The 19,503-nt window shown below is 48.9% G+C and carries 21 protein-coding genes; 4 read left to right on the top strand and 17 right to left on the bottom strand.

All coding sequences use genetic code 11. The features are described 5' to 3' along the window. Nucleotides 1-7 precede the first annotated feature (7 nt). The 8 genes from ON05_RS13270 to ON05_RS13235 form a co-directional block, all read right to left on the bottom strand. Complete coding sequence (locus tag ON05_RS13270; RefSeq protein ID WP_010467737.1) at nucleotides 8-1,387, bottom strand: UDP-glucose/GDP-mannose dehydrogenase family protein; 1,380 nt, start codon at nucleotides 1,385-1,387, stop codon at nucleotides 8-10. Nucleotides 1,388-1,493: 106 nt separating this feature from the next. Continuing rightward, nucleotides 1,494-2,417 (bottom strand): UDP-glucuronic acid decarboxylase family protein, encoded by a 924-nt coding sequence (locus tag ON05_RS13265; protein WP_010467739.1) that lies wholly within the window; start codon nucleotides 2,415-2,417, stop codon nucleotides 1,494-1,496. Nucleotides 2,418-2,617: 200 nt separating this feature from the next. Then, complete coding sequence (locus ON05_RS13260; RefSeq protein WP_010467741.1) at nucleotides 2,618-3,175, bottom strand: Npun_F5560 family protein; 558 nt, start codon at nucleotides 3,173-3,175, stop codon at nucleotides 2,618-2,620. A gap of 239 nt (nucleotides 3,176-3,414) precedes the next feature. Then, nucleotides 3,415-3,912, bottom strand: a complete 498-nt coding sequence (locus ON05_RS13255) for a tetratricopeptide repeat protein (protein WP_010467742.1) — start codon at nucleotides 3,910-3,912, stop codon at nucleotides 3,415-3,417. Between the two features lie 63 nt (nucleotides 3,913-3,975). After that, entirely contained in the window at nucleotides 3,976-5,436 is a 1,461-nt protein-coding gene (locus tag ON05_RS13250) for a DUF58 domain-containing protein (protein ID WP_010467744.1), read from the bottom strand. Further along, a complete protein-coding gene (locus ON05_RS13245) occupies nucleotides 5,433-6,374 on the bottom strand; it encodes a MoxR family ATPase (protein WP_010467746.1) in 942 nt (313 codons plus the stop codon). The genes ON05_RS13250 and ON05_RS13245 overlap by 4 nt, the downstream gene beginning before the upstream one ends. Further along, complete coding sequence (locus ON05_RS13240; RefSeq protein WP_010467748.1) at nucleotides 6,371-7,516, bottom strand: DUF4350 domain-containing protein; 1,146 nt, start codon at nucleotides 7,514-7,516, stop codon at nucleotides 6,371-6,373. The genes ON05_RS13245 and ON05_RS13240 overlap by 4 nt, the downstream gene beginning before the upstream one ends. Continuing rightward, the gene (locus ON05_RS13235; protein WP_010467749.1) at nucleotides 7,513-8,190 is read right to left on the bottom strand and encodes a DUF4129 domain-containing protein; all 678 of its coding nucleotides are present in this window, start codon (nucleotides 8,188-8,190) and stop codon (nucleotides 7,513-7,515) included. Before ON05_RS13235 ends, ON05_RS13240 begins: the two co-directional genes overlap by 4 nt. Before the next feature lie 126 nt (nucleotides 8,191-8,316). Between ON05_RS13235 and panD the strand changes: the two genes are divergently transcribed. Continuing rightward, nucleotides 8,317-8,712, top strand: coding sequence for an aspartate 1-decarboxylase (panD, locus tag ON05_RS13230; RefSeq protein WP_010467751.1), 396 nt, complete (start codon nucleotides 8,317-8,319; stop codon nucleotides 8,710-8,712). Between the two features lie 89 nt (nucleotides 8,713-8,801). Beyond that, complete coding sequence (locus tag ON05_RS13225; protein ID WP_010467753.1) at nucleotides 8,802-10,079, top strand: NAD(P)/FAD-dependent oxidoreductase; 1,278 nt, start codon at nucleotides 8,802-8,804, stop codon at nucleotides 10,077-10,079. 11 nt (nucleotides 10,080-10,090) lie between these two features. Here ON05_RS13225 and ON05_RS13220 read toward each other — a convergent pair whose 3' ends face one another. From ON05_RS13220 to ON05_RS13195, 6 genes are all read right to left on the bottom strand, one after another. After that, entirely contained in the window at nucleotides 10,091-10,669 is a 579-nt protein-coding gene (locus tag ON05_RS13220; RefSeq protein WP_010467754.1) for an SRPBCC family protein, read from the bottom strand. A 233-nt stretch (nucleotides 10,670-10,902) separates the two neighbouring features. Then, complete coding sequence (locus tag ON05_RS13215) at nucleotides 10,903-12,267, bottom strand: TRAP transporter large permease subunit (protein ID WP_010467756.1); 1,365 nt, start codon at nucleotides 12,265-12,267, stop codon at nucleotides 10,903-10,905. Continuing rightward, on the bottom strand, nucleotides 12,257-12,811 hold the full coding sequence (locus ON05_RS13210; protein ID WP_039778451.1) for a TRAP transporter small permease subunit: 555 nt from the start codon (nucleotides 12,809-12,811) through the stop codon (nucleotides 12,257-12,259). Before ON05_RS13210 ends, ON05_RS13215 begins: the two co-directional genes overlap by 11 nt. Nucleotides 12,812-12,898: 87 nt before the next feature. Further along, on the bottom strand, nucleotides 12,899-13,771 hold the full coding sequence (locus ON05_RS13205) for a M23 family metallopeptidase (protein ID WP_010467760.1): 873 nt from the start codon (nucleotides 13,769-13,771) through the stop codon (nucleotides 12,899-12,901). 51 nt (nucleotides 13,772-13,822) lie between these two features. After that, nucleotides 13,823-14,167 (bottom strand): hypothetical protein, encoded by a 345-nt coding sequence (locus ON05_RS13200; protein ID WP_010467762.1) that lies wholly within the window; start codon nucleotides 14,165-14,167, stop codon nucleotides 13,823-13,825. A gap of 108 nt (nucleotides 14,168-14,275) precedes the next feature. Next, nucleotides 14,276-14,491 (bottom strand): Hfq-related RNA-binding protein, encoded by a 216-nt coding sequence (locus ON05_RS13195; protein WP_010467763.1) that lies wholly within the window; start codon nucleotides 14,489-14,491, stop codon nucleotides 14,276-14,278. Nucleotides 14,492-14,661: 170 nt separating this feature from the next. Here ON05_RS13195 and dapF point away from each other — a divergent pair, with 170 nt between their 5' ends. Next, a complete protein-coding gene (gene dapF / locus ON05_RS13190) occupies nucleotides 14,662-15,513 on the top strand; it encodes a diaminopimelate epimerase (protein WP_010467765.1) in 852 nt (283 codons plus the stop codon). A 40-nt stretch (nucleotides 15,514-15,553) separates the two neighbouring features. Here dapF and ON05_RS13185 read toward each other — a convergent pair whose 3' ends face one another. Continuing rightward, nucleotides 15,554-15,880 carry an MgPME-cyclase complex family protein gene (locus ON05_RS13185; protein WP_010467767.1) on the bottom strand — a complete coding sequence of 109 codons (327 nt, stop codon included), beginning with the start codon at nucleotides 15,878-15,880 and terminating at the stop codon, nucleotides 15,554-15,556. Nucleotides 15,881-15,945: 65 nt separating this feature from the next. After that, complete coding sequence (locus ON05_RS13180) at nucleotides 15,946-18,273, bottom strand: putative PEP-binding protein (RefSeq protein WP_010467769.1); 2,328 nt, start codon at nucleotides 18,271-18,273, stop codon at nucleotides 15,946-15,948. Nucleotides 18,274-18,584: 311 nt separating this feature from the next. Here ON05_RS13180 and ON05_RS13175 point away from each other — a divergent pair, with 311 nt between their 5' ends. Next, nucleotides 18,585-19,094, top strand: coding sequence for a ComF family protein (locus ON05_RS13175; protein ID WP_139025561.1), 510 nt, complete (start codon nucleotides 18,585-18,587; stop codon nucleotides 19,092-19,094). Here the strand turns inward: ON05_RS13175 and ON05_RS13170 are convergent. Further along, entirely contained in the window at nucleotides 19,091-19,243 is a 153-nt protein-coding gene (locus ON05_RS13170) for a hypothetical protein (protein ID WP_010467774.1), read from the bottom strand. The two genes, ON05_RS13175 and ON05_RS13170, sit on opposite strands and share 4 nt — an antisense overlap. Nucleotides 19,244-19,503 lie beyond the last annotated feature (260 nt).

Here is a 19,503-nt window from a genome sequence, read left to right as displayed (position 1 = left end):
CCGGGAATTAGTGGCCAATGCCAACATATTGGAAGCCAGCCTCTTCCAGCATCTTGCGATCCAGGTAATTACGACCATCAATAATCACAGGATGTGTCATCAGCTCGGCCATCCGCTTGTAATTCAACGTCTCAAAGACATCCCAGTCCGTGACCAGGACCAGGGCGTCGCAATGATCGGCTAAACGTTCAACATCCGTTTCTACACTGACGTTAGATAGGCCATGACTAGAACCACTTTGGGATAGTAAGGGATCATAGGCTTTAACCTTGGCCCCTAGGCGATTAAGCTCATCGATTAGTGTGAGGGCTGGTGCGTCTCGCATATCGTCTGTATCGGGCTTAAAGGTTAAACCCAGTAGCCCCACAGTTTTCCCCTTCAAAATTTTCAGGGTCTGCTGGAGCTTCTCAATCACGATCACACGCTGATGCCGGTTCACTTTGATGGTGGACTCTAGCAAGATCGCTTCATAGCCATAGTCTGTAGCCGTATGCACCAGGGCCGATACATCTTTAGGGAAGCAAGATCCCCCCCAGCCGAGGCCCGCTTGGAGGAATTTACTGCCAATTCGGGAATCTAAACCAATGCCTTTGGCGACCTGCACCACGTCAGCACCGACGCGATCGCAAATATTAGCCACTTCATTGATAAAGCTAATTTTGGTGGCCAAAAAGGCATTCGCAGCGTACTTCACCATTTCTGCAGAACTCAGATCCGTGACCACCACGGGGACAGGTGGAAGAGATTGATCTTCCGCGAACTGGCGTTTGACGATGGGCTCATAGAGTTCCTGCATTTTTGCGATCGCATTGGGATCGGCCCCTCCTAAAACAATGCGATCGGGGTTAAAGGTGTCAAAAACGGCAGAGCCTTCCCGGAGAAATTCAGGATTACTGACGACGTCGAACAAGCCTTTGCTGTCTAAATTAGAGGTGTCGATTGCTTCTCCAGCCTGCTTTTTAGCATCTGCCAGGCCATCCAAGACAATCATCTTCACCCAGTCCCCCGAGCCAATCGGCACCGTCGACTTATTGACAATGACCTTATAGTCACCCGTTAAGTGAGAACCAATCCCTCTAGCCACCGCCTCAACATAGCGGGTATCACTCTCTCCTGTCGGCAGTGCCGGAGTGCCCACCGCAATAAACAAAATATCGCCATGTTCGACACCCGCCTTTAAGTCCGTTGTGAACTCAATATTGCCAGCATCAATGGACTCACGCAGAATTTCTGATAGGCCAGGCTCAAAAATAGGGGACTGACCAGCCTGCATGACTTTGACTTTTTCTTCGTTGTTATCAACACAAATGACGTGATGACCAATGCGAGCTAAACAAGCGCCAGTCACTAGACCGACATAACCTGTTCCAATCACACAGACTTTCATATAAAACTCCTATATAACCAGCAATGTATTCAAGGGCGCATCGTCAAGGGGGAAATAGAGTACTGAGCTGCCTAAGGCAGTGGGTCCTCTAATTTTGCAGTTTTACCTAAAGTCGAGTTCGAAAATGTTCAATGGTACGTTCTAAACCATCTTTCAAAGGAATGGTGGGTTGCCATCCTAATTCGGTTCGAGCTTTGGTAATATCCGGCTGACGTTGTTGTGGGTCGTCTGCTGGTAAAGGCTTATATTCAATGGCGGCATCCGGGTTGACCATAGATTGAACGGTTTGGGCCAACTCTAACACCGTATACTCATCGGGATTACCCAAATTGATGGGACCAATACTGTTCCCATTCATCAGTCGCATCAGGCCCTCGACTAAATCCGAGACATAGCAGAAGCTACGGGTTTGTTTGCCGGAGCCATAGACGGTTAAAGGGATGCCTTTCAACGCTTGAACGACAAAATTACTGACGACTCGCCCATCTTGCTCCAGCATCCTGGGACCATAGGTGTTGAAAATGCGAGCGACTCGGATGTCGACGTTATTTTGACGATGATAATCAAAGGCTAGGGTTTCAGCCACTCGTTTACCTTCGTCGTAGCAGCTACGGATGCCGATGGGATTCACATTTCCTCGATATTCTTCCGTTTGAGGATGTACTTCTGGGTCTCCATAGACTTCTGATGTAGAAGCCAAGAGAAATCGGGCCTTAATCCGCTTGGCTAGCCCTAACATGATCAAGGTACCCATTACATTCGTTTTAATGGTTTTGACAGGATTATATTGATAGTGGACAGGCGACGCTGGGCACGCTAAATGATAAATTTGGTCCACTTCCAGGCGGATCGGCTCTGTTACATCATGGCGAATAATTTCAAAGTTGGGATTGTCTAACCATTTCAGAACATTATGTTTACGTCCCGTATAAAAGTTATCCAAACAAATCACTTCGTGATCGTCTGCCATCAAGCGGTCAATTAAGTGAGATCCAATAAAACCAGCACCACCGGTGACCAATATTCTCATAATTAGGGCTTTTCACAACAAAAATTAGACTGGAAGGTAACAATATGGCTACTGCTTCCTAAGTTTGCCTGACAATTAAGAAAAGCGCTATGTCTTGGCATGAAAATAAATCTCTATCCAGGACAGGAAGAACAACATCATCTAGCGTTGAATCCAAGGTGGAAGGTGGATTGACCGAACTCGGCCCCACTTCACTTCATTCACTCTATGGATGATGATGTCCGTTCTCGGGCGGCTTTGCTGCGAGCAGGTAAGGACATTCTATCGGTTGTTGAGGGATAGTTAGAATCCTGCAGGGCTGAGTATAATCTGCGATTTTCCAACTGCAAAGATTTCACTTTGGTTTTGACATGATTAAGCCGATTGGAAAATTTCTGACGATAGACCTCTGGCAGTTCTTGAATGACATGCTCCAGCATTTGATTGCGCTCGCTTAGACTTTGGCAAGAGCTCTGTAAATGAGCGATTTGAGCATCCCGCTTATCAATTTGGGTTTGATAAAATTCGATTTGGGATTCCAAAGCGGTCAAGTCCCCTTGATTGGCCTCAGGGGCGGGGGAGGTTGGCATCGGGAGAGCTGGAGCAGTTGGACTCAGTCCTTGGGCCGGTGGAAGGGCTGCAGGATTTGCTTTAATCAGTCGATACAGCTCACTTGAAAGCTGATCTACTAATTGATCTCGCATTTGGATTTGTTGGTTCAACTGCAGGATTTCAGATTGAACATCTCTTCCAGAGATATGGGGTTGGGAATAATCCACGCCTTAGCAACTCCACTGGTGATAAAGACTAGTCTGCCATTTGGGACTGAGGTTATTGTTCACCCCACTCAATGCAGAATTTATGCCTAAGACATTCTTGGGGTCGGGGTGAGTGTCTATTGTCACTCTAACATTCCCATTTTTGGACTGAATATTATCTTGTCGTCATTTTTATGATCTTAATCCTGCACGCTATGGCATTGTGCTCATACTGAGAGGAGAGATCTAGAGACGGACCATCACCCCAACCATACTAAGCCTCCTAGGACTAGCAGGAGTGCAATGAGGGCAACCCCAACAATATTGCTTTCTTTGGTGTCGACTTGGCTCCAATCAATTGGTTCTGGTTCAGGGGGGTGAGGTTTAAGAACGGATGGTGTGAAGGTGCCGACGCCCATCCGTTCGTTGACATCTTCTTCATTGACATCGCTTAAATCAGGGATTTGGGTCAGCCATTCTGACTTTTTCTCGAGTTGCGGGGCTTCTAAAATGTACAGCAGTCGCTTACTTTGCTTGCGCGTCTCCCAGTGAGCATGCATCTGTAGTTTGCGACATAGACTAATGGCCTCTTGCTGTTGTCCTGCCGCTTGATAGGCCGTCACCAGCCACATTTGCATTTCGCCGTCCAAAGGAGAATTCCGATTGACTAAAGCGATGGCTTGTAAAAAGGCTTCTACAGCTTCTCGATAGCAACCATGTTCAAAGGCCTCACGGCCTTTGGTGTAGGCGCTCATCATTTGCAGGTGGGTCTCGACTTCAGACACGGTGAATAGAAGGTTGATTCAGGTAGGCCCTGCATTTTACAAACGATTACGGGCTTTTAGCAAGAGATATCGCTCCACCAATTGCTCACTAATGCTGGGGGCTGGGGCATCTAATACCAAGACACCTTGTTGCTGCAGTTGAGCAAAGGCAACGGATCGTTGATGGAGTAAATCTAAGGCGACTGCTTGTTCGTATAACTGCTGGATTTGTAAATCCTTGGCGGCTTCGGTCAGTGCTAAAGCTTGGTGAGCCTGACTATCGACTAAGGGATCGCGGAGAGCAACGCAGAAGGGTAAAAATCTCGGGGATAGACGAGCCATAGCGGCTAGGAGTTCGCTGGATGCGATCGCATCCACAATATCCGTCAGCAACACCACTAACGCCCGCCGGGTATATTGGCTGAGCACCCGACTGGCCACCGCCACATAGTCTGATTCCGTCATTACCGGTTCTAGGTTATAGACCTGCTCTAGAATCCGAGAGAGGTAGGAGTTCCCCGATTGCGGCGGAATCCAGGTGTGAATGTCATTGTCAAACACACAAACGCCAACGCGATCACCCCGCCGTAGGCCTGCCATGGCTAAGGATAGGGTTGCATTTAAAGCCCAATCAAACCGCTTTAGGCCCGCAACCTGGGCTGTCATCAGTCGTCCTCGATCGAGCAAAATCAAGAGGGGCTGGTCTCGCTCAGGCTCACAAACCCGGACCAAGGGGTGTCCTCGACGGGCCGTGGCTTTCCAATCAATCAGTCGTAGATCATCGCCCCGATTGTACTCCTGTAACTCGGCAAACTCGGTTCCTCCTAAGGTGCGCTGACGGCGACGTAAGCCGCCTGCTGCCTCCAAACTTAAGCGCACCGACAGTAACCGCAACCCCATTAAGTCAGGGTAGACATCCACCTCCGTCTCAATAGGAATTTGCCAAGCTTTCCAGGCGAACCCTTGAGGGCTTAGCAACCGTAAGGTTACGCCCTGCCATTGGAACGCTCCCCGTTGGGGGGGAAATACATGATAGGTAACGTCCGTTTCAGTATGGGGGGCAATTTGCAGAATCAGGCGGTCCTGATCGGCCTGAAAGTCTTGTGGATAGCTATCTCTAAGGTGCAGTTGGGCTTGTCGGGCTTTGCCAGGGCCAGACCCAACGGTCACGGTTAAGTGAATGGGATTATCTCGGCCAATGGATAGTCGTGGGTCACAATGGCGAGTGACTTGAATATCCCACCATTGCGATCGCTGATAATCGACCCAGGTTACTATCAACACCACCATGTCGAAGAGAAGCATGGCCGCCCAGCCTAACTCAATGCCATCTCCTGGAATCCAGGCCAGACCTAAGGGGATAAGGAACCCCAGCCCTAATATCAAATACAGCCGAGATGTTGGCAATAAATGGGGAATAGTGGGCTGCGGGGGATTGGGTTTTGCTGGCGGCGGTACCACCGAATCAGATTGCCGATGAAAGGGAGAAATAAACTCGGACTGAGAAGCGTTAGTCATCGAGGTACCGGGACGCGGGTCAGCAAAGTCTGAATGACTTGGTCCATTGACACACCATCGAGCTGGGCTTCGGGTTTCAGGATTAAGCGATGTTGTAGCAAAGGGGCAGCAATCGTTTTCACATCATCCGGTGTCACAAAATCCCGAGCGGCTAGCCAGGCATGGGCTTGAGCAGCCCGTAGCCAACCCACGGCTGCCCGAGGAGAGGCCCCTAGCATCAACTCCGTTTGTTGCCGACTGGCCATCACTAGCTCGAGTAAATAATCGAGCACTTGGCCTTCGACCCGAATTCGACGCACCTGTTGCCGCGCCTCCAGCACTTGATCAACCGTAATTACGGGCTCAAGGGGCATTTGCTTTAAATCCCGTGGCTCGAAACCACTGAGGATATTGTGGAGCATCTGTTGTTCGGCTGCTTTACCAGGGTAGGAGACTACCAGCTTTAGCAAGAATCGGTCCAACTGGGCCTCGGGTAGGGGGTAAGTGCCCTCAAACTCTAGGGGGTTTTGGGTGGCAATCGTCCAAAACAGCTTTGACAGGGCAATGGTTTTCCCATCCAGAGTGACTTGCCGCTCTTCCATCGCTTCCAGCAGAGCCGCCTGGGTTTTAGGTGGGGTCCGATTTATTTCATCGGCCAGCAGGATTTGGGTAAAGATTGGACCTTTGCTGAGGGTAAAGCTTTTACTATTGAAATCAAAAATATTGGTCCCCAAAATATCAGCCGGTAAGACATCTGGGGTGAGTTGAATACGCCGAAAATCTGCACTAATCAGCGTAGCGAGTAGTTTAACAATGAGGGTCTTGGCCGTTCCTGGGACTCCTTCGAGAATGACATGCCCCTCTGCCAACAGGGCAATCAGCAGCCCTTCGACGATAGCGTCTTGACCGATGACGATTTGGCTAAGCTGCTGTTGCAGTTGTTTAAAGGATGGGTTCAAGGGAGATCCTGCAAAATAGCGTCGGCTTTATTGACCCAAGCTAACAGAGTCTGATCCGTGATCGACTGCTGGCCTGATGGTTGTAATAACTCTAATAACTCTTGGTCATTCCGTCCAGATATCATCGACCATTGAGCTGCTAAGGCGTTATCGGTGGGCAACTGACTCTCCAGGCGACTGGTGAGCCCTAACCGTTGGGCTAAAGATTGTCGCAGATATTGGCTCAACTGTGTGAGGACCAATTCTCGCTGATTGGCATGGTTTAGAGTTCCTGCCAGGGATTGAATATATTGCTGACTATTGTCTTTGGATGCTTGGGGTAGCCGTAAGGGCAAACCAAATCGATGATTGTGACCCCAAATCCAAATCAAGGTCAGTAAGACACCTTGAATGGCCATGGCGGCGACAGGAGTTTGGGCAAAAAACAGCCAGAGATTCTCAGGATTGCGAGCATCTTCGGCGGACTGATTTTGTTGGTCGCGATAGCCATGTAACCATTCATCCATCCAAATCGTCTTCGACTCAGGTACTAGCTGTTGCAAGAATAGGTAATTGCCAGGCTGATCGCCATAGATATTGGCTCCAATCCAAGGATAGGCGGCAAAAATCATCTGGCCTTTGCCAAATGACTGTGACCAAACGACGCTGCCATAGTCATCTTTGAGATGGCTTTGCTGTTTAGAACCAATCTTTTGACGCCGAGCAGTTTCGATCCGGACCGGACCGGCTTCACTGACCAGATCACTATTAAACGAGGCTGCGGTTACAGGACCATCCCAGGTTAAAAGAATAACTGTATTCCCTTGCGATACCCATGAGTCAAAGTTGTCCCAAGAAGGGACCTGCTCCCTTGCCTTCTCTAGGCTTGGAGTAATGCGGATCAAGGTTTGATTCTGGCCTTGTAACTCAGAATAAGGTTTTTGCCAGCGATTGATGGAGTAGCCTTGTTCGACCATAAAGTCATACCACCCTCGGTAGCCTTTATTGGACCGACTATAGGTTGACCCGTCTTGCTGATTGGGTGCACTGAAAAAGAGCAGAATGAGCAAAGCCGCAGCGACTAAGATTGCCCATAACCATCTTTTCCCCGGCCCTTTGCTGGGGGTAATGCGGGTGGGGTAGGATTGGGCCGTTTGGGTCATGGGTTGACCTCAGGGAGCTGGTTCAACTCTCCGTCTAACGTTTCATAGGCTTGCTGACAAGATTGAAAAGTCTCAGGGGTGACGGATTCAGCTCCATAGTAGGACGCGTCATGGACTTGAAAAATCTGCCGCCAAGTCGTTTGTAAACGGGCGGGTTTAGCCTTCAGAACCCATTGAGATTCTAATCGGCGCAAATATTCCTGGTTGGTAAAGGCATGATCTCGGTAGATCCAGCCGGTTTCTTCTAACCGCAGTAGTAAGGCCATATAGAGGGCACGACAGCCCTTGGCGTAATCCCCATTCTTTTGAGCCTGGATCGCTTGCTGCAGCCAATCTTGTACTGTAGTGCGATCTGCAATGAGAGGCTGCTGAATGGCATCGCTCACGGCTATCTTTCTAGAAAACCAGCGTCGCCAGTCCTTGAGTTGCTGATAGAGGGCTTGTAAAACCCAAAGAGCAATTAACACGGCTAGTACCCGAGCAATCCACAGCAGAATATCGCCCCACCACGTTGGCGTATTCAGGCTGGCTGCTTCGTTGCCCCATACCCAATTGCCTAAACGTTGCCATTGAAACTCAACCCATTCCCCGGTTTGTCGAACGGAGTTTTCAGCTTGCCAGAGTACTCGATCAAACTGGCTCACAGCACTGATTAAGGGTATGGTAGAAGCCATAGTCCTGAATTTCAAGTAGGCGTTGGCTCGAACACAGGGTTCAGCTCCCTATCTTAGAGTACGTAGGTGAGGATCGGTGTTCTGACCTACAGTCAGACTATAAAGACTGACAGTAGAATGGTCTATATGCATCGCACCTTTTTATTCTCCAAGATCCATCACTGCACACTTACGGAGACGAATCTCGAGTATGTGGGCAGCATCAGTATCGACCAAACGTTATTGGATGCGGCTGGGATTGTGCCCTATGAGCAAGTTCAAGTCGTGAATATGAATAACGGTGAGCGACTGGTCACTTATGCTATTCCAGCTCCTGCTGATTCTGGGGCTGTAGAGTTAAATGGTGCAGCAGCACGACTGGGTACTCGTGGTGACCGGGTGATTATTATGACCTATGCCCAGCTAACGCCGGAAGAAATCGAAGGATTTGAACCCCAGGTTGTGTTGGTAGACCAAGAGAATCGTGTGATCGAAGATCAAACCGTTGTGCCTTCGTCAACTCCAGAGTTGTGTTTGACGTAGGCGTATCGGATGTTCTTTCCACTGATAGCGCAGCGAGTTTCAGTGAAATGAGATAATTGACCCATGTGCTGAATTCTTAGAGCAGGTGCATGGTGGCGGATCGGCATGTGGTGATTGTGGGAGCAGGTCCTGCGGGGCTTTTGTTAGCGATATACCTGTTAAAACGGCCAGGATATCGCGTTAGTGTGTTTGAGCAGCGGGCCGACCCTAGGCTAACCCCACAAGTTCAGAATCGAACCTTTCCCATTTCATTGCAGGAGCGGGGGCGGCAGGCACTGCGATCAATATCCGGCCTAGAACAGGCTGTCGCCGATCGCAGCACGGTTTGTAATGGCACGATCATGCATCAAGCCTCCGGCAAAAACCGGGTCATCCCTCGCCAGACATCTAGCTTAATGATTGATCGTCTACAGCTGGTGATGGTCTTGCTGCGGTTCTTGTCAGACCAGTACTCATCTGATCAGTTGGTCATCCAGTTTGATTGTCGCTGTACTCACCTTAATTCAGCCGAGCACACCCTTCTAATCGAGCAACCTAACGGTGAAGCCATTACCCATAGTTACGATATCGTTGTGGGGGCAGATGGAGCGCATTCAAAGGTAAGAGCGGCTTTAGTTGAACAGGTCAACTTCCCCTGTGAACAAACTTTAATCCCCGATGCCTATAAATCAGTCTTTCTGACTCAGCCAGAAGATGGAGCGCCACTGGCTGTGGATAAAGTCCATACCTTGAATTTACCCAACAATGTCCGCATGATGTTGGTCCCTCAAGGGAACACACAGCTCAATGGAGTGCTGGTCTTCCAACGCGATCAGAGTCCCATCGCTGAGTACAACACCAAAGAAGAGATTCTAGCCTTTGTCCAGGAGAATTTTCCCCGGTTTGGCGCCCTGATGACGCTGGATGAAGCAGACGCATTATTATCGCGGCCCGTGGCAAACGTTACCACGGTTCGATGCCAACGGTTTCATGAGGGTTCGAATATTCTCTTAATTGGAGATGCCGTTCATGCGGTGTCGGCTTCCATTGGTCAAGGCTGTAATTCTGCCCTTCAAGATGTGTGGGTGTTTAATCAACTCCTAGATCAACACCAAGATAATTGGTCTCAAGCCCTACTAGCGTTCTCAGACCAAAGAATTCCTGAAGTTCATGCCCTTAGAGAGCTTTCAGACTATTCCTTTCCCAGAAATAGGTGGCTGGTGTTTGAGTTTATTCTGCGACTACAAGTCAGCCGGATTTTGAATCGTTGGTTTCCCCAGCACTGTCCGCCCTTCCTATTTGACCTCGTTTTCGACTCTGATCTTCCCTATTCACAAGTCCTCGATATCCATCAAGGATGGATTAATCGGGTTAAACAGGCTAGTTAATAGAGGGCAGTCTAGCTGCAGAGTGCCTGGCGCATGTGCTTCATATTCCCAGGCAGGTCGGCACGAATGGCTTCCTGAATAAAAATAGACGGCATGGGAATCAATGGCGTAGCGGCGACGGAGTAGGTGAGAATTGTGCCTTCTCCACAGTCTTGCAATGTCAGATCAGCAGAAAAGTCGCTAAAGCTGCCTCGTTCCATTGAAAATTTAATATTCTCTTGGAAACGTTCTGACACTCGCAAAAAGATTTCTACATCGACGGACAGCAAGAAAAACGTTTTGCGTGCAGCCTGATAAAGGCGATGGGTTTGGTCCGCCGTTTTGGAAGCATGTTCCAAGACTTCGCTTTTGACAATGTCGGGAAAGAATCGCACCCAGCGACTGTAGGTGGTGAGCTGAGACCAAATATGCGATCGCACTCGGGGTAAGTACATGGTTGCCGTTACTGCACCGCCCCAATGGGTATGGGACCGGACATCTAAGAGGATTTCGCCTTGCAGTAGATCAACCATTTGTTGAGGGGGGAGAAGAGCGTGAGTTGGATCAACCGCTGTAGCGGGAACACTCATAACAGGATCGCGATGGGACATACCGGTTAAACTCCTAATGGAGAAATAACAGTCAGGGCCATCATAGCTCTATTTATTACAAAATATGTATTTTGTTTCACAGATTGCCTTAGGAGTGTCCTAGAAGTTATCGCGACTCAAGGTCATAAATACGCATCGTACTCTAACCGATTTGCCGATTACCCCTTAGTATTCCCAAATATTTGCAGTTGGGCATCACTGGGACTATATTTTTATTTTTTGGAAAAATATTGCTAGACGCCACCAGTCGGTGCTGCCTTTAAGGAAGGCAAAAACGTTACTATCTGTGGGAATTGGACCAAAATAACCAACACGATTAGCTGCAAAATAATAAACGGGATAGCGCCTCGATAAATGTCTGACGTTTTTATCTCAGGTGGAGCCACCCCCCTTAAATAGAACAACGCAAAACCGAAGGGAGGGGTTAAAAAGGAGGTCTGTAAATTGACCCCTAACAAAATGCCATACCAAAGCAAGTCCATCCCCAAGGCTTGGGCAATGGGTCGAAAAATGGGTACCACGATAAAGGCAATTTGAAAAAAGTCGATAAAGAAACCTAGCAAAAATACCGTCAGCATACTGACGATTAAGAAGCTGAGTTCGCCACCTGGTAGATTTTGCAGTGCATCAGAAACTAGAACATTTCCGCCTAAACCAATAAAGACGAGACTAAAAGCCCGAGAACCGATCAGAATCAACATCACCATGCTGGTGATGCGCAGGGTAGACTCTGACACCTCAAACAGCCGTTTTAGGGAAAACTCACCATTGGCCCAGGCCAAAATAATCGCTCCTAATGCCCCCAATGCGCCTGCTTCTGTGGGTGTTGCAATGCCCCAAAAGATACTGCCCAAAACCAAGAAAATTAGGGCTAGGGGCGGAATTAAGACTTTGATAACTCGAAGGGCTAGCTCTTTTCCCTGAATTTCCCGGACCGAGAGGGGTAAAGCAGGAGCGGCCTCGGGTTTAAAGATGGCAACAATGATAATGTGCAGGGCAAACATCCCAGCAATCATTAAGCCTGGAATCAAGGCGCCCAGAAATAAGTCGCCGACCGGAACCCCCAGTTGATCCCCCAACACCACTAGCACCACACTGGGAGGGATAATTTGCCCCAAAGTCCCAGAGGCGACAATGACCCCGGCCGTCAGCTCCTTACTGTAGTTGTAGCGGAGCATGATCGGCAGAGAGATAAGACCCATGGCGACGACAGAGGCAGCGACAACGCCCGTGGTCGCCGCCAGCAAAGCCCCCACAAATACCACGGCCAAAGCGAGTCCGCCCCGAATCGGCCCAAAGAGAATACCGATGGTTTCGAGCAGCTTCTCAGCCAAACCCGATTTCTCCAGCATGGCTCCCATAAAAATAAAGTAGGGAATCGCCAGGAGCGTATTGCTCAGCATGGTGGCGAAAATTTCTTGAGGCATGGCTAGCAGATTGGGATCCACCAAAATTTCTGGATCGACCCAACTGATAGCGGTGGGTAGCATGCAAAATAAAAGGGCCACGCCACTCAAGGTAAAGGCCACCGGATACCCGGCCGACAGTAGGCCTAGGGCGACCACAAACATGGCTAGGCTCAGCCAGTTATAGTCCATGGTCGGCTTCTCCTTCTTGGCCTAGGCTGAACCGTCTCAGCTTGATTCCGTTTTTAATGGCTTCTGAAATGCCTTGCAGTAAAAGCAGCACAAAGAAGATACAAACCACAGATTTAATGGGATAACGGGGCAACCCCCCTGCATCCGGCGAGACTTCCCAAACCTCCCAGGAATTGATGATGGGAGACCAGACGTAATAGATCATCAAGCTACAAAAAGGGATGACAAAGAGTATTGCCCCTAAGAAGTTGACCCAAGTCTGTCGTTTGAGCGGCCAGTGATCATAAAATGCATCAACTCGCACATGGCCATTGTGCTTAAAGGTATAGGCTGCCCCCAATAGAAAGACAAGGGCAAATAAATAAGCTTGTCCCTCAATCAGAGAATTAGAGCTCAGATTCTGGCCAATTAAATTGCCTATTTTTCGACCTAAGGTATTCCAAACCCCAAGGACGATCATCAACGGAACGAGTAGGACAGTAAATTTGCCCACGCCTTCGTTGATGCCATCGATGATCTGAGATAGTCGCAACAGCTTCTGCAATCTTCTAGGGGCCTCCATAATCCATCTGAGACTTATCCTCTCAGATCACGGCCTTGAATCAGAATGCAGAGAGAAAAATGGCCGCTGTTACTGAAATCCCCATTTCAGCCACGGAGTGGGATCGACGGCTTGACCATTCACATTTAACCCAAAATGCAGGTGGGGGCCTGTTGATGCGCCCGTTGAGCCGACGGTGCCGATGATTTGGCCTGCTTGTACCCTTTGACCTTCTCTGACTTTAATATCTCGTAAATGTAGATATACCGTGTTCACTCCTTGGCCATGATCAATGCCAACGACATTGCCATGAATCCGGAACCCTTGGGATTCTCGACCCACAAGGCGCACCTGTCCAGCCGCTGAAGCTTTCACAGGAGAGCCACCCCAGCCTGCATAATCTAAGCCTCGATGATAATCGGGATCGGAGTAATCGCCATTGTAAATCCGCTTGATCCCATACCCAGCCGTAAGGGGGCCATTATTGGGACGCAAGAACTTGCCACTCCAAAGTTTTTTAGGAGAGACAATGGCTTTAAAGGCATCCACTCGATCGAATTCAAAGTCTGTGCCTGACCCTTTCCCCGGTGGCAACCAAATGCTCTGGGTCCGGAACCATTTTTTCCCGATCCACAGCACCATGTTGCGGGCTTGTTGATTTCCCGTCACGATCAGACTGCGACGACCATGTTTTTCCAAGGGAATGGTCGGTAAAAAAGCCCGCCAACGGTTGGCCGCGACGGGATAAACGGGCAGTTTTTTGCCTGCAACTTTGACGACAGGTGCTTGTGTGAGTTGCTCGCCTGGATCAGGTTTGACGGTAATGGCCAGGGTATCACCCAATCTGGGCTTTTTAGGGGTTACAGTGACGTCTAACGCTTGGGCAGATAAGGCGGCAGATAGGGTGCTCCCTACTGTAGCGAAGAGGAGAACGCTCAGCCTACGAAGATTTTGATAACTCATGCAGAGATAAACGGATGCAGTCTACAAGTATATAGTCTAGATGGCAATGAACTAGGTTCCGCTAGCCGAGCCAAGACACCCCTGCTTGGGGAGTTGTTGAGTTGGGATGATTTGTCCAGGTGCGGGGCGTTGACGATGGGTTAAGCAATCTTGCATGCCGTTGGATGCTGCTTGGATGCTCCGCTCAGGTAGTACCACCCGATGCATAATAAATTCAATGGTTTGCTCTTTGACCCAACCTCGAGCCACGACAATCTCTCCAAATGGCATAGCGGTGACATTTTGGTCAGCGAGGGCGACACCCACTTGGGCGTCTGTTAGTAACCCTGCTTCCACTAGATATGCCCCTATCGGCTGATAAGGTTGGGAACTTCGACTGTCAACCCCCTGAGTCATGGTTCGTTTCCTTTTACTTCAAACCAATCGGAATATGTTGCTACTAAACGCTTTGAGTTCTGTGTTGAGCGACCGTCTCAATGCCACAATCTTACACCTGAAGATTGTCTAAGGTTTGGGTTTGAGAAAGACGATAGCCTGCTTCCAGACAATGGTCGGCTGATCGTAATGATCGAGTAAGCAGATGCAGAAATTATCTTGCCAACGCACTTTGCCGACGAGTAAATCGTTGGTGATTAATTTGATCTCAACTTCAGATTCTTCTTGAATCAGGGTCTGAAGTTGCCGAAAACTAGGCAGTTTGACATCAAGTTCAGTTGACATTATTTTTGGCGCGAGATGGATAAAAGAACAGATAAGGCGTTGTGGAGATGATCCGTGGAGCCATTATAAAGATGGTTTATCTTGCCATGATACCCATAAAAATCTTGGCATAGACTTCTCTGACTGCCAGAGTAGTATAGAAAGACGTTGTTTTTGCCTAAGGAATGCTGATGCGGGTTGAGTTTACAAAATATCAAGGATTGGGAAATGATTTTATCCTGATCGATAATCGCCACCAAGCTCAACCCTGTTTGACGCCAGACCAAGCGGTGCAGATGTGCGATCGCAACTTCGGTATCGGTGGGGATGGGGTCATTTTTGCCTTACCCCCAGACGGGGACACGGACTACACCATGCGCATCTATAACTCGGATGGATCTGAACCCGAGATGTGCGGGAATGGTATTCGCTGTTTAGCGCGATTTCTGGCCCATTTAGAAGGCAAGCCCCCCCAAACAGACATCACCTATCGCATTCATACCTTGGCAGGCACCATCACCCCTAGTTTGCAGGCCGATGGCCTGGTGAAGGTGGATATGGGACCTCCTTTTTTGGTGCCTCAAGAGATTCCGACCACGCTAGGGGAAGGCACCGATCCAGTGGTGAATCAGCCCCTAGAAGTGGGCGGACAATCCTGGTCAGTAACCTGTGTGAGTATGGGCAACCCCCACTGCATTACATTTGTTGAAGATTTAGAGGCGATTGATTTTCAGGCCTTAGGCCCTCAGTTTGAGCATCACCCTGTTTTTCCCCAACGCATTAATACTGAATTTATCCAGGTGATCCGTCCAGACTATCTCAAAATGTTGGTGTGGGAGCGGGGTGCAGGTCCTACCCTAGCCTGTGGCACAGGGGCTTGTGCTGTGTTAGTAGCAGGAGTACTCACAGGTAAGAGCCAATCTCAAGCCACGATTGAATTGCCCGGCGGTCCGTTGCAGATTCGCTGGGCAGGAGAGGGACAGTCCGTGTTTATGACGGGGCCTGCAGAAAAAGTATTTACAGGGATTTATGAGGCGGGCTAACGCCACTCTTGGACTGGAGCGTTAGCCTCGATCCCTTGCATTAAACAGACGCTAAAGACGCTAGCGGATCAGGGATCGTGTCTGATGGGGCCTCAAACTCACCGACGTACACATATTCCAAACGCAGTTTTAGCCAAGTCACAAAGGTTGGATTGGTAGACACAATTGCTGCACAGGGCTGAGGACACTTTGCTTTGATGTCCTGCATTTCCGGCAGTTCTAAAAATGCCGGCTGCATCACCACCCAGAAATCGATCTCTTTATTTTTTTCTTTGTAGTAGCGATGACGTTCTTTGAGAACTTCTTCAAAGGGCTCTTCTTCAAAGAGATAGCGCTGACTGGCAAGGGCGTAGTGGTAAGTTTGCATGGCTTAGGGAAAGACAAATGAACGAAGACGTATTGAGGGACGCCCATCGCCATTATCTCAGCCCATCAACCGTTTTGGGTAGTTGAAGATGTAGCAGAAGGAGCAGTCCTAGATTTAAGCTGTGCTTCGGCGGTTGCGATCGCAACCTGAGTCGTGGGTACTGCCGACAAATCCACAGAGATGGCGGTCACTCCCCATTCAACAAACTGGGGAATCAGCTGAGGGTGTTGAATCGGAGCTTGACCACAGATAGAACAGGGAATTCCCAAGGATTTAGCAGTCTTGACCAATTGGGAGAGAGCGGCAACCACAGCCGGATGATTTGCTGCATATCGCTCTGTCAAATAGGTATTCTCTCGATGAACGCCTAAGATCAGTTGAGTGAGATCATTGGTGCCAATCGCAATCCCCTGTACCCCTGCCGCGACATACTCAGGCAGTTGAAAAAGCACCGAAGGCACCTCTGCCATGATCCAAATCTGTAGATGCTCCAGGAGATGAGCAACTTGAAGCCGATCTCGACAGAAGATAAATTCCTCGACCGAGCGAATGAATGGCAAGATCAAGCGTATATTTTGACAGCCTTGGTGACAAAGCTTTGCCAGTGCCTGCAATTCCAGATCAAATAGGGTTGAGTCATACATATATTGCGCTCCTCCCCGCAGTCCCAATATCGAGTTGGCGGGTTGTAACGAGTGGGCAGCATCTTGTTTACAGTCGAGGGACCGATACAACACAGGCCGAGGATGCCAGGCTTGGGCAAAAGACAGTAAATGGTGGCTCAAATGGCTAACAAAAGCGTCAGCCCCCTGTTGTTGGATCCAAACATCAGGTAATTGTCCTTGGCAAATATCGAGCAGAAACCATTCAGATCGTAATAAGCCGACGCCATGGACTGGCAGATGTAAAGCCCGATCTAGTCGTTGAGACTGGCTCAGATTGACCCATAACTGGGTCGTTTTCAGGTCGAGATCGAAGGCAGGTTTCGTAGGAGTCGATAAAGATACTTTGTCTAGGGAGCTGGAGGAGGGGGCAGCCAAGACCTGGCCATGATTCCCATCTAGCAACACCATTTGCCCTGATTGGAACGTCTCTAATGCACCAGCAACGCCAACCACTGCAGGCAATCCTAATTCGCGGGCCATTATGGCCCCATGAGAGGTATGTCCGCCTGTTGTGCAAATTAAGCCTGCGACCTTTTGTAACCAAATCCAGTCGGCAGGCCCGACCTGCTTTAGGACAACAATTTGGTTGGCTACGATGTGAGGCTGCAGTTGACTTGGATCTTCACAGATGAGAATCGGGGCTGTTACCTGGCCGACTGCTGCGGCTAATCCGGCAGCGATTACCCGAGAGTTATCATCTAGCTCGGGTTCTTTTCGGAGCTGAAGAGCGGCAGTCAGAGGCGGCAAGGGCTGGGCTGGCCTTAACCCTGCAATGTGGAGTTCCTCAGATTCTTTCCCAGAGAATATCCATTCCACAGCTTGTAACTCAGACTGTAAAGGGGGAAGCTTCTGGGCTAAATCTAGTAATTGCTCTAGTTGGAGTTGCTCAAGGACCCACGAGTCTGAAACGGGTGTCAGGATCTGCTGTACTAAACCCAATTCTCCTGGGATAGATGTTTCAAAAGGAGCTTGGTAGGCACTCGTGATCGAGCCAGGATAGCGGTGCCACCGCTTCTCCTGGCGGTCATAGGTATAGGTTTCAGGTAAGATTTCGCCCATCATCAGACTTTTGCTCAGACCATGGGTCGCTTGCACCTGGATGTGGGTTTCTGTGACGGTTAAAAATCCAGATGCCTGGGCTGACGTTACGGGCTGTAATAGTAGCGCTACGCGTAATTGATCAATAGGAATCGCTCGTTCCTGCATGAGCAGGAGTGTGTGAGCTGTAAAAGTACTGTTCCAGGCTTGTTTGATGGCTGTGCCAATGCCGGTCAATGAACAGTATTGAACTGGTAACATCTCCGTCAGGAGGGGGGTAAATTGGGTCCAAGGCTTCGGTAAGGTCAAGGATGGGCACAACCGCCAGCGGTTGGATAGCCCCTGCAATTCTGCTGAAGTGGTCTGTAACCACAGTGGAGGTAAATCAGTTTGCTCAAACCTTTGGGCAATTTCTTCTGCAACCGCTTGTAGCTGGAAGGGGTGCGCTGCTCGTATGCGCAAACTTACATGGGGAAAATCACTTAAGAAAGGGGAAGACCAAACAATCGATCGGCAAAACTGCTGAAAAGATTCTGTACCGATAACTGCACTGGGCAGAACCGGCATCTGAGCATTACAGAGCTCAGCCAGCCCTAAGGCAGCGTCACCCACCCGCAGAGAGTGAGTTGTTTCTAGCTTGTTTAACCAATACAGGCTTTCCACAAAATTGTCTTGAACAGACGATCTCATCCTAGTGCAAACACCTGTTGGTCAATGAGATATAACTAAATCCATAAAGCAATATATCGATATTTTGAGTTCCAGATCGTAATATGAAAGACACTCTACTCGATATCTTCCTAAACCATGCAGGATAGCTTATGGATTCACCAATCTAGCAATATGGCTTGGTTGAGGTGAAAAACGCTTTACTTCAGTCGCTGCAACAGCTTGTTCTTCAGTCTCGCTGTGCAATGTGTCAGCGACTTTCATTTGGACTTATATGTCTAGATTGCCGTCATCAGCTAGAAACTTGCCAGTTAGCAATTCCACTCACCTTCGTGGATAAGCTCCCGCTTCTCGCATGGGGGCATTATCAAGGGCCGCTGAAGCAATTATTAGGTCGTCTTAAGTATGACCAACAAGCTCAAGTTGCTCGTCTTTTAGGGCAACTTCTAGGAGTCACTTGGTTAGAAACTCAGTCTCACCTTAGAGAATCTATCGTTATCCCTATTCCACTTCACAAAGTCAGGCAGAGGGAGCGGGGATACAATCAATCAGCACTAATTGCCAATAGTTTTTGCCAATTTACAGGCTTAAACTCGATGCTCAACGGTTTGGTGAGAGTACGGGCAACAGCAGCTCAATTTAGCTTGTCTCCACAAGACCGGCTTACTAACGTAGCTGAAGCTTTTCGAATAGGCCCTGAGCTAGCACAGAAAAGCCGTGGAAGTAAGATTATGCTGCTTGATGACATTTATACAACGGGTGCAACCATTAACTCAGCCGTTGAAACGTTAAGCCAAGCAGGCTTTCAAGTGGTAGAAATTGTGGTGGTGGCTAAAGCTTAACCCAGTTGACCGACGAGATATGCAGTTTCTAGACTCCAGCCAATCAAGAGGCCGATGCTACCAAAAATGATGATGGCTGATAGGGCAACCGTAATGGGGTTGTCAGCGTTGTCAAACTTCATAATGCCTTTGTTGAAGTCAGAAGACATGGTTTTTGCTCCCTAAGGTGTTGAGGTTGTTAACTAAAGTTAACTTAACATATTTTAATTCTTATTGCTAGTATGCCCAAACTCATGCTGTATTGCTCACTTGAGAATGATTGATGAGCAATAAACGGCCTGTAAGCGTTTTCTAGACTGATGCTTGAAAGTGTTTATACCTAGGCGTTTATCATCACCGTTCTTAAGAAAAGGGATCTCGTCCATGTTTTTGAGACTCGCTATTGTTAAGTGTGCTTAACAAAATCTTA

The organism is Acaryochloris sp. CCMEE 5410, from assembly GCF_000238775.2.
GTDB lineage: Bacteria > Cyanobacteriota > Cyanobacteriia > Thermosynechococcales > Thermosynechococcaceae > Acaryochloris.
This window is presented reverse-complemented; position numbering and strand designations above follow the sequence as displayed.